The 12,110-nt window shown below is 40.2% G+C and carries 5 protein-coding genes and 1 rRNA gene; all 6 read right to left on the bottom strand.

The genetic code is table 11. The features are described 5' to 3' along the window. Nucleotides 1-64, bottom strand: a 16S ribosomal RNA gene (locus NFR27_RS01405); the annotation flags it as partial. Nucleotides 65-777: 713 nt separating this feature from the next. Further along, entirely contained in the window at nucleotides 778-1,923 is a 1,146-nt protein-coding gene (locus NFR27_RS01400) for an efflux RND transporter periplasmic adaptor subunit (protein ID WP_251441674.1), read from the bottom strand. 37 nt (nucleotides 1,924-1,960) lie between these two features. Then, a complete protein-coding gene (locus NFR27_RS01395; protein ID WP_251441673.1) occupies nucleotides 1,961-2,578 on the bottom strand; it encodes a TPR end-of-group domain-containing protein in 618 nt (205 codons plus the stop codon). A gap of 364 nt (nucleotides 2,579-2,942) precedes the next feature. Further along, nucleotides 2,943-7,541, bottom strand: coding sequence for a glutamate synthase large subunit (gene gltB / locus NFR27_RS01390; protein WP_251441672.1), 4,599 nt, complete (start codon nucleotides 7,539-7,541; stop codon nucleotides 2,943-2,945). A 410-nt stretch (nucleotides 7,542-7,951) separates the two neighbouring features. Next, entirely contained in the window at nucleotides 7,952-10,852 is a 2,901-nt protein-coding gene (locus tag NFR27_RS01385) for an AAA family ATPase (protein ID WP_251441671.1), read from the bottom strand. Beyond that, entirely contained in the window at nucleotides 10,842-12,110 is a 1,269-nt protein-coding gene (locus NFR27_RS01380; protein ID WP_251441670.1) for a metallophosphoesterase family protein, read from the bottom strand. Before NFR27_RS01380 ends, NFR27_RS01385 begins: the two co-directional genes overlap by 11 nt.

Below are 12,110 nucleotides of genomic sequence, written 5' to 3'. Positions count from 1 at the left end.
CGACTTGCATGTGTTAAGCACGCCGCCAGCGTTCGTCCTGAGCCAGGATCAAACTCTCCAAGATATCTTGGAGCTATTTGCTAGCTCGTTTTCGTTGTTGTTAGCTTAACCGAAGTTATCTAACTTAGAATTTATTTGGTTAGTTTCAACGTCGTTGAAACCCGCACTCTGGCTATGTTCATTTCGTTAGAAATGATTACCTTACATTGTTCAGTTTTCAAAGATCTGCTACCAAACAAAACTTGCAACCTCTGCATATTTCGTTTGCATTTTCTTCACCGTCATCGCTGACGGTTTTTATATTGTAACACCATCGATACATTCTGTCAATAACTTTTTTACAAGATTTTGACGAACTTGAAATAAATCAGTTACAACTGGCAACACAATTCAATGCACTCAGAATTTAATTGCATCCTATTGCAGTGAAAGTGTCTTTGCCTTCACCCTCTGGATACCTCATAATTAGTACCCTCAAGTGACGACTTGACTATCTTACCAAAGTAGTCCATAAACGTCAAGCCCTTTTTTCAATTTTTCAAAATATACCACAGCAAAAATAAAAAGCTGCTGAGCATCAGTCTACTATACTAACTGCTCAACAGCTCTACATAATTACCATTCAATTATTTTTGATGACTATTCAGTCACTTCATAAATTCTATTCAATCGCTACTTAAATTCTATATTAAGTGCAGTTCAATTTAAGCACAGCTCAATTTCTTCTTAACTACGCCTTAAGCGCCACTTCTTAACTACGTCTTAAGCTCTAATAGTTTAATAGGTAACTTGTTCACCTAATTCAAATTCACCTTTTGAGGTAATAATACGTTCCCCTTTACTCAAGCCCATAACAATCGCTGTATACTCATCAACAGTTGCACTCGTTTCAACAACACGCACATCTACCGTATTATTAGCCGTTACTACATATACAAACTTGCCATCTTTATTTTCATGAACTGCTTCCTTAGGTACAGCTAAAACTGGTGCCGTCGCAGCAGATTCAATCACCAATGTATAGAATTCGCCTGGTTTAATCACATCATCCGTATTAGCAAACGTAGCTTTTACTAACACACTCGGTGTTCCTGCTGGCGCATTTGTATCTACATAGGTTAATTCACCAGGAATTTCTTTATCATCCACCTTTAAATATACTTTTAAAGTACTTTTAATAGCTGGATCCGCTAATTTCAAAGCAAAGCTCTGAGGAATGCTCAACGAAGCCACTACAGGTGAACTTTGCTGAATTAACATAAAAGGACGACCTTCAATCGCTACTTTTCGATCTTCATTATAAATAGCCGCCACACGACCATTCATAGGTGAAATAATTTGAGATTGCGCAATCTGCGTTTGTAATTGAGCAATAGCCGCTTGGATGCCGGCTACTTCTAAGCCATCACCAGTTGCCACATAGCCGCCCCCACTAGTTACTACAGTCGCTTGCGAACGCTGCACAATTGTCTGGTATTCTTTTTCAGTAATAATACCATTCATCATCATTTCGTGAGCACGATTTACATCAGCAGCCGAAACAGCGCCTGGCACAACCGTCGTTTCTTGCGGCACAGCTTGTATACCTGCACCACTTTGTCGTTCTCCTAGTTCCTGAATTAATTGGTTCAACTGTGTTTGCAAGTTACTCGTGTCTAACATAGCCACCACTTGTCCTTGTTTCACTTCATCGCCTACTTTTACGGCCATAGTGCTTACTTGCCCTGACACAGTAGGTTCAATTGTTACTTTATTCAAAGCCGTAATATTAGCATCATTACTAATCTTAACGGGCATTTCTTTTGTATCAACTTCTGCAGTCGTAACTTTAGTTGGTCCAAAGCAACCACTTAGAAGCATCATCATTAGCATAATTACAGGAATAATAGACCAACGAATACTTCGTTGCTGCTGTTTTGTCATGCCTGCGCCTCCACTCTATAAAACTCCATAAATTTATCTACTTAACAATGGCTTCAAAGGTTTGGTTACCATGAAACCGCACAAAATGGTCTTGCGTACGCGCTACCTCTTTCACCACGCTATCTAAGGAAACCGCTTTACGTAACCAATCTAAAGCCTCTGCGTCCTTTCCTTGATCAGCATAAATCGTAGCAATGCCATAAGCAGACCAAGTATTATGAGGGTCTTTTGCCAATACCTTTTCAAACCACTCTTTTGCTTCTTCTAACTTTCCATCTAACTTATATAACATGGCCATATTATAATAATTGCTTACATTATTTGGATTAATTTCATAGGCTTTTTTAGTAAATTCTAGCCCCGTCACGGCCTCGCCATTCAATCCCATAGCCATGCCTTTAATGGAATAGGCCTCATCTGAGTTAGGATAGGTCGCTAAAATCTCATCCGCTTTAGCAATAGCCTTAGTGTATTCATTTTGCTGTAATAAATACGTAGCTTCTTGAATAGATTCTACAGGCTTCGCCTCAGTAGCCACCGTCGTATTAGGTGTTATCATTTTGGCCGTTGCACTAGGCTCACTATTATGACTACAACCACTTAAAATAAATGCCAATCCCAAAGCAATTATTCCTATTGTATACTTTGCCTTCACGGTATACTCCTTTGCCGTTCCCCTTACGTAAACAGTCTTTTAATTTATACCCTATTCCTTATACCTACATAACGTACTATTAATTTAGAATAAGCTAACTATTAATTACTACTTAACTACTTAAATGTAGACTCCCGCACTCTGCAAAGTTGACCTACACACTTAATTTATCACTTCTCTTATTGCTATTTTATTATATACTATTTCCAAAAAATTCGAAATATTTTAACTACGAAAAACAGCGATTAACGCAAAATGAGCCCGATTGCAAGAGTTTTTCTATTCCTCTTGCAACATTCGGACTCATATATAATCGTCATACCATTACAAATTTTGAACCTATTTTAAAAACTTCACAATTCGTTTATTTTATATGGTGTGTATCTTTGAAGGCTTGCAATTGTGCTTCCGCTTCACTCATCCCCTTTGCTTCATACAAAGCAATCGCTTGTTTCATAGCTTCATAAGCAGTAGGTACAATTTTGGTAAAACGCTGAGCAAAGTTCTGCCAATTATCTAAGATATGTCGACCTTTACGACTGTTAGTATGTAAAACATGGGCCTCTACCAACGATTTAATTCGTTCTAAATCATCCCCTCCAGCAGGTCTTGCTTCGACTAAACTCATATTGCATTTTCGCACATCAAAATCTAGAATATACGCATAACCACCAGACATACCAGCCCCAAAATTACGACCAGTTTTGCCAAGCACAAGAATTTCACCACCAGTCATATATTCGCAGCCATGGTCACCTACGCCCTCTACAACAGCGGTAATGCCACTATTACGCACTGCAAAACGTTCTCCAGCGCAACCACTAATATAAGCCTCACCCGCCGTAGCACCATAAAAAGCTACATTACCAATAATGACATTTTGATCCGCTTCAAACAAAGCACCCCTTGGCGGATATACAGTAATCACACCACCAGATAAACCTTTACCTAAATAGTCATTCGCATCGCCTTCCAATTCCATAGTCATCCCCTTAGGAATAAATGCACCAAAACTTTGACCGGCACTACCGACAAAATTAAGTTTAATCGTATTAGGCGCTAATCCATTGGCCCCATAGCGTTTTGTAATTTCACTACCTACAATAGTGCCTACAACACGATGCGTATTATTAATAGCTAATTTAGCGCGGATTGGTTTTTGTTCTTCAATGGCAGGGCGACACATGCGCAATAATTTACCTTCATCTAGCGTTTTGGCTAATTCATGGTCTTGTTCATGTTGATGATAGTGACCTACAGAAATATCCGTATATGGCCTAAATAAAATACGTTTTAAATCGACACGAGATAATTTGTAATTATCCTCTACTACCTTTTGACGTAATAAATCAACACGACCTACCATATCCTGAACTGTACGAATTCCTAAACGAGCCATAATTTCACGGAGTTCACGAGCTAAAAATAGCATAAGATTTTCTACATATTCTGGCTTTCCTTTAAAATTCTTACGCAAATTTTCATCTTGAGTGGCTACACCATACGGGCATGTATTTAAATTGCATACACGCGCCATTTTACAGCCCACAGCAATTAATGGTAAGGTACCAAAACCAAACATTTCTGCCCCCAACAAGGCAGCTACAGCCACATCAAAACCTGTCATAAGTTTACTATCCACTTCAAGCACAATGCGATCGCGCAAACGGTTTAACAATAAAGTTTGATGCGTTTCAGCTAAACCTAATTCCCAAGGAGCCCCTGTATGACGCATACCAGTGCGACCAGCCGCGCCAGTACCACCATCATAGCCACAAATCAAGATATTATCAGCCTTGGCTTTGGCTACCCCAGCGGCAATCGTACCAACACCAGCTTCAGCGGCTAATTTCACACTAATACGAGCCTGACGATTTGCATTTTTCAAATCAAAAATCAATTCTGCTAAATCTTCAATCGAATAAATATCATGATGAGGTGGTGGCGATACTAATTCCACGCCCGGTGTAGAATGACGGGCTTTCCCAATAGGAGGATATACTTTCTTACCTGGCAATTGTCCACCTTCGCCAGGCTTAGCCCCTTGGGCGCATTTTATTTGTAACTCTTTAGCATGTACTAAATATTCAGAGGTAACACCAAAACGCCCTGAAGCAATTTGCTTAATTTCACTACATAAGTTATCCCCATTCGGCAACAAAGTATAGCGACTTGCATCTTCGCCGCCTTCGCCAGAATTACTCATTGTACCTAAGCGATTCATAGCAATAGCAATTGTTTCATGAGCCTCCTTACTAATGGCACCATAACTCATAGCCCCACCTTTAAAGCGTTTCACAATCGACTCAACAGGCTCTACTTCTTCAATCGCAATACCGCCACCTACGGGATAATTAAAATCTAGTAAACTACGCAATGTAACATGATAATCATGGCGAATACCCTCTGCATATTCTTTATACAGCTCATAATTATTGTCCATACAAGCACGCTGTAATAAATCAATAGTCTTAGGATTATATAAATGAGGTTCTCCATCTTTCATAGGACCATAAAAACCACCAGCTTCAAGCGTTGTTGCCTTAGCTTCAAAAGCGCGTTCGTGCCGTGCCAAAGCTTCACGAGCCACACCTTCTGTACCAATACCGCCAATACGAGTTGGCGTATTTACAAAATATTTATCAATAAAATCACTATTAAGACCAATGGCTTCAAAAATTTGTGCCCCATGATAACTGCGCACGGTCGAAATCCCCATTTTTGACATAACTTTTAAAATACCACTTACCGCCGCCTTAATATAATTCTGTTCTGCTGCTTCTGCTGTTATTTGGCCTAAACGCCCTTCTTTTTGTAAGGACGTAATTGTTTCAAAAGCAATATATGGATTAATTGCAGTCACACCATAGCCAATCAATGTACAAAAATGATGGACTTCACGCGGTTCCCCTGATTCTAAAACAAGTCCAATGTCCGTACGCAATACCTTCTTAATTAAATGATTGTGCACCGCTGCTACAGCTAACAACGCTGGAATTGGCGCATGAGTCGCATCTACACCGCGATCTGACAGAATAAGAACATTATGATCTGAACGAGCCGCCTCTTCAGCTTTAGAACATAATTCGTCCAAGGCTTGGCGCATACCTTGACTTCCTTCTGCCGGATTAAACAAGATAGACAAAGTTGTACTTTTCATGCGGCGGCAATCTAACTGTTTAATAGCTGCAAATTCCTTATTTGTTAAAATAGGGCGATCTAAGGATACACAGTAAGTTCCACTTTTATGCGGGTCCATCATATTGCCACTATTGCCAAACATAACCCCTGTAGACGTTACCATTTCCTCACGAATAGCATCAATCGGTGGATTGGTAACCTGTGCAAATAATTGCTTAAAGTAACTGTAAAGTAGCTGTGGCTTGTCTGACAAAATTGCCAAAGGTGCATCAGCCCCCATCGCCCCTACAGGATCTTTTCCATCTTTTGCCATAGGTTGAAGCATACGCACTAAATCTTCTTGCGTATATCCAAATACTTGTTGTTGCTCTTGTAAATTAGTAACTACTGGCAAATCTTCTTCATTAGCAGGTGCAATATCTTCTAAGTGAATAATATGTTCTTTCACCCATTCTCCATAAGGCTGCTCAGTAGCAATGCGATGCTTGATTTCTTCATCTGACACAATACGTTGTTCTTTTGTATCAACAAGTAACATTTTACCTGGCTCTAAACGACCTTTGTAGCGAATATTCTCAGCCGACTCATTCACCACCCCAACTTCAGAAGCCATAATAAGACGATCATCACTAGTAATATAGTATCGCGACGGACGTAACCCATTGCGGTCCAATACACCACCTACTACAACCCCATCTGTAAAACCCATCGCAGCTGGGCCATCCCAAGGCTCCATCATAAAACTATTAAATTCATAGAAATCGCGCTTTTCTTGACTCATAAGGGGATTCTTTTCCCAAGGTTCAGGAATCATCATCATCATGGCATGAGGTAAACTACGACCTGTCATATAAAGAAATTCCAGCGTATTATCAAACATAGCTGAGTCTGAGCCAGTATCATCCACTACAGGAAATACCTTCTTGATTTGTGGAAAATATTCTGAATTAGCCTTGCCTTCACGAGCATTAATCCAATTAATATTGCCTCTAATCGTATTAATTTCACCATTGTGCACAATAAAACGATTAGGATGCGCTCGTGCCCAACTTGGAAATGTATTCGTGCTAAAACGAGAATGCACCATAGCTAACGCTGATGTAAAATCTAAATCAGCTAAATCTAAATAAAAGTCACGCAATTGTTTTGGCGTGAGCATTCCTTTATAAACAATGGTCTTAGCCGATAAAGAAGCAATATAAAAATCGCCACTTTCCGCTTTACTTAAAGGAATAATCTTTTTTTCAGCTTCTTTACGAATGACATATAAAATGCGTTCAAATTCTTCATCATTCATTATATTATCGCCTTTACCTATAAATATTTGAATGAACCAAGGGCGAATAGCCGCTGCTTCAGCACCTACGGCATGCGAATCTACTGGTACTTCACGCCACCCCAAGACAACTTGCCCTTCTGTTTTTACAATCTCTTCTAAAATAGCCTTCTGCTTATTCCGCAATGTTTCATAGGGATGTGCAAAAATCATACCTACCCCATAGCTTCCTACAGGGGGCAATGAAAAGCCTAATACTTCACATTCTCGTTGAAAAAAATTATGTGGAATTTGTACTATAATACCTGCCCCATCACCCGATGAAGCATCGGCACCACGAGCCCCTCTATGTTCTAGCCGCTCTAAAATGCGCAAGCCATCATCAATAATATCGTGAGATTTTCGACCTTTAATATCAACTACAAACCCCATACCACAAGCATCTTTTTCATAGGCTGAATGATATAGCCCCTTTGCTTGCCACTGTGACTGCTCCTGCTGCTGAATTTCAATTTGCGTTTTCCCTACTACCTGTGATTGTCCCATAAACCCCGGCTCCTTCCAAGCTACTACTCTCTCTTTACCTAACCTAATGTTGGCTCAATTTCATAGGATAAACATCTATACCTTAGTTGCATATACCCTACAAAATTTCCATCTCTTTAAATTCTATAGAAAATAGATTGTTTATATTATAAACCCCATTCTCAAAAATTGCATATAGAAAATACAGATATATAAGGTGCAATAAACTCATGTATACAAGGTACTAACAAATACAAAAAGGACTTCTTACCTAGGTAAGAAGTCCTAAATTCACTACAACAATCCTCAAAATTAAGTTACCAATTTATATTTTTATGTTATATCGATGTATAAAAATACATCAATAAATCTATGCGCCAAAGATATTCATCAAGAACTAGAGCGCCCTTAAGTATTTCAATTATATACTACTACAGCGCCTCTTGAGCACTTAGGTCATATACACTCATACCATCTAATTGGGCACTTCGTTCAGCCGTTCCTTGCTGGCAAGTAAAGATTAAAATCTGATCCACCTCACCAATATGAGCTAATACTTTTAATGCAGCCTCTTGACGACCTTCATCAAAGCGCAACAATATATCATCCAAAATAATCGGCAATGATTCTACACGTTCCCCAAATACTTTAGCCAAACTAAGTCGTAACGCTAAGTATACTTGATCGCCTAAACCACTACTCCAATGCTCAGTAGGCACTACTTCACCAGACGCTAATACGGCTTGTAACGAAGAGGCTGTATCCCCTAATTGTAGTGTATATTTACCATCCGTCATCATAGACAAATAATTAGATGCCGTAGCCATAGCCTCCGGTTGACGGTCTTTTTCATAATCAGCCTGTGCCAATTCCATAAAATGACTAACCAACACTTGCGTAGCCCAAGCAGTTAACGCCTCCTGTAATTCCCCTTCTAATTGCTGTTCTTCTTGTAAAGCTAGGGACATTGCTTTATCTTGCGACAAAGTACGCATAGCCTCCTGTACTTGGCCTCGTTTTTCATATAAAGCGGCCAAGCGTTTCTCTAAAGCTTGTACCTCCGAATGACTGCGCTCTGCTTCAGATTGCCATTTCTCTTTATTCCCTGATTTCAAGCGCCGATATAAAGCTTCATGACTATCCTTTTTAGACGCAAAAAGCGCTAATTGATCACGGCTCTGTTCATACACTTTTTGCCATTGTACATATTGATCTTGCAACAATAAGCGTTGGCGATATTCTCCAGCTGTCGCAATCCCATTCTTCTGCAGTAATTCTGCCTGTTCTAAAAGCAGCGCTTTTTCCTGACGACTCCACTGTTCATATTCTTCGTGATAATTACGTCGTTGCGATTCTTTTTGTTCCCATCGTACCTGATTTTGTCGATGCGATTTTAACAAATTATATACCCGCCGTAACTCAATTGGCGTCACAGGAATATCCACTTCTAACTTATTCCACAAAGCAGCACAGCGACTCTCAATTTCATGCAAGGATTCCTCATGTTCTTGCAATCGCTTTTCATACTCTTTATACTGATTTAAATCGTCCATATAAGTGTCATATTCTTGCTTAAGAGCAAAAAATTGATTGTCCGTAAGCACGCGACTAGCCCCTGCGGGTAACCACCGTTGCCAAGCTTCCATAGCTTTATTACCAGCCGCTTCAAGTTCCTTTCCTTCTGCTAGCCATTGACTATAGACTTGTTCGTAACTATGGATTTTAGCTAAGGCTAAATTTTGATTACTAAAAGCAGACCGTTTTTCTGTTACCAAAGCTACAAGTTCAGTCATATCAGCAGCCGATTGAGGTGTAGTTACGCCCGCTTCTATGGCTAACTTTTCTAAGGCCTGCTTCTGTCGCTCGCTTTGATGCAAAGCAGCCTCATAAAGGCCTTGTTGTTTTCGCTTGGTTTGCCAATCATATGCAAAGAGCGCGCCACCTCCAACGGCCAAAACAATAGCTAACCATACACCCATATCAGGCAATAATACAAGAGCTAACACAGCCAATACTAATAAACTGATTGCACCATATCGATAATACGGTTTAGCAGCGCCTTCAGCCAAGGCTTCTTGTTCGGACACAGCAGTCTCATAAGAAGTGTATGCATCCTGTATCAACTTCACGTTAGACTCTAATGTCTGTAGCGTATGTTCTTCATCCTTTACCTTAGAGTTTACTAATTCTACAGGCTCCACTGGCTTACGTTTTTGCCAATGTAAGTAATTATCCTGCGCACTCCGCAATTGACGCGCTAAGGCTTCCCCTTCGGCCCAATTAACCTCAGCAGGCATTTCGGCCTCAGGGCGCCAAGCATTATGCAACGTCCGTGACAAATCTAGCTGTTCTTTCACGCGTTTCAAGTAAGCTCGACCTTGTTCACATTCTTTTTGTAATTGCGTCCATTTGCCTAACTCTTGAAACAAGCTTTCAATTTCTTGACTATATACACCAATTAAAGAATCAGGGGCAAAATTATCCGGTACTAAACCAGCTTCTTTGCCACTCCATAATTGCATATTATTACGACATTGCGTAATTTTTTCGTCTATTTCGTAAAAAGCATCTTTTTCTAACAATTCTGTTACGGCATAGGTATTCATCTGTTCTTTGGCATGTTCGGCTCGTTTATATACATCCCAAGCACGCAATACCAAATCAACTTCTTTGCCATAATCTTGCCATTCTTTAAGCCGTTCTGCCAATTCTTTTTCTGTAGTCACCATACCATCTAATTCTTGCTGGTAGGCCGTGTAAGCCTCTTCATGCTTACCTAAATTAGCCATAGTCTCACGAACTTGTTTTAAACGCTCCATGAGGACATTAATTTTTCGTTTACCATTAGCTGACGCAACCAACAAATCGGACGAGGCTTTTTCAATATCTTTTACCGCCGTGCTTAAACGTTCGCCCCCTTCACCACCAAAGAAACGAGCTCGTACTTCAACCTCGGCTAGCACATCAGCACCTTGCAGTTCATCTACAGTAATAGCAAAAATACGATCATAGGTCTTTTTGTCTAAACCATGCCACCACAGTGATGCTGGTTCTTCATTAATAGGACCTTTTCCAAGGGGATAAAAATTTAATTTTTTCCCATCTCGCCCAATATGGTATAACACCCCTTCACGTTCTACAATAAGATGTCCTGAACCATACCCATAAGTCTTACTTTTTTTACCGAATAGTAAAAAACGCAACGCTTCTAGCAAGGAGGTTTTGCCACTTTCATTAGGTCCATAAATGACCTGAACCCCCGATGTGGCCGGTGTAAAAGACCACTCCCGATAAGGGCCAAACTCTTTAATATATATCTCCTTAATCCTCATCCGTATCTCCCATGAGACAACGAGCTCCTGCTACTTCTGCTCGTCGCAATGCTTCTTCTAAAACTTCATCCGTTAATAAATTATTATATATTCCTAAGCGTTTACTCTCTGGTCGTTCATTAATAAGTTCACGAATGCGCCCGATTTGCTCCTCTTTAGGCAAAGAACCTAAGGTATCGAAACTGCGTAAATAGTCGCCTACCATATCTTCCATCTGGCGTCGTGCAGCCCAATCAGTTTCGCCCACCGTCTTATCAACAATGGCGTAAGGCATCACAAAGTTATACTTATTTTTCTCTTCTTCCTGTGCCATCTGTAGCCATACTTGCCGAGCCTCAAGCTGATTACACAATTCATGCACAGGACCTGTACCCGTCAAAATAATTTCTAACAAAATTTGTTTCTTTAACTTTCTTAATAGCTCTTTCTTATGGCGAATCATTTCTAACATATCTGCATTGTCAGTGAGACTACCAATATCTATCGTCACCTGTTCAAAGCGAATCGGTGCTGTTTCCTGAAATTGCATGGTCACATGGCCTGTCGCACTGACATCCACCAAATAACAGCCTTTAGGGCCCACTTCCTTCTTATGTAAACCTTGCGTATTACCAGCATATACAACATAAGGCGCCTCATGCAGAACTTGGCGTTTATGAATATGGCCAATAGCCCAATAATGCATAGGCGAGCTAGTAAGTTGCGTAAGGGTTGTAGGCCCCACGACTTCATGGTCAGGCATAGCACCTACTGTGCCATGAAAAATCCCGATTGAAAAAGGATCTTCCGCCCAAGGTTTTAAGAATTGAGCTACATCATCTGCCCTATTTTGCGAACTACAACTGATACCATATATATACGCTACTACTTTTCCTTTTACCACTAAAGGCTTGCGCTCACTTTGTAGTGACGAAAAAACATGAACTAGCTCTGGCAAGCGTATCTTAGTAGTCCAACTTTCCGCTGGATCATGATTGCCTTGCACTAAAAAAACAGGTATCTGTTCACGACTTAGCCGCTCACACTCATAAGCAAAGCGAACTTGCGCCTCTAAATTGTGCGTATCACTATCGTATATGTCACCAGTAATTAACACAGCCTGTACCTGCTGTTCTATAGCTAAGTCTACAATCTCTGAAAAGGAACGATAGGTCGCTCTATTCACAGCTTCGTCGACTTGTTTGCCAAGGGATTTTAAATATTTAAAAGGAGTCCCTAAATGAAGATCTCCACATTGTATAAAACGAAATGGTATCAT

The sequence above is a fragment of the Veillonella intestinalis genome, assembly GCF_943192895.1.
GTDB classification, from domain to species: Bacteria; Bacillota; Negativicutes; order Veillonellales; family Veillonellaceae; genus Veillonella_A; species Veillonella_A intestinalis.
The sequence above is the reverse complement of the archived record's forward strand: the minus strand, read 5'-3'. Positions and strand labels throughout refer to the sequence as shown.

Bases quoted from the DNA above. Each gene is read 5' to 3' on its own strand.
- NFR27_RS01400 (WP_251441674.1), bottom strand. From the start codon at position 1,923: ATGACAAAACAGCAGCAACGAAGTATTCGTTGGTCTATTATTCCTGTA.
- gltB (WP_251441672.1), bottom strand. From the start codon at position 7,541: ATGGGACAATCACAGGTAGTAGGGAAAACGCAAATTGAAATTCAGCAG.
- NFR27_RS01385 (WP_251441671.1), bottom strand. From the start codon at position 10,852: ATGAGGATTAAGGAGATATATATTAAAGAGTTTGGCCCTTATCGGGAG.
- NFR27_RS01380 (WP_251441670.1), bottom strand. From the start codon at position 12,110: ATGATACCATTTCGTTTTATACAATGTGGAGATCTTCATTTAGGGACT.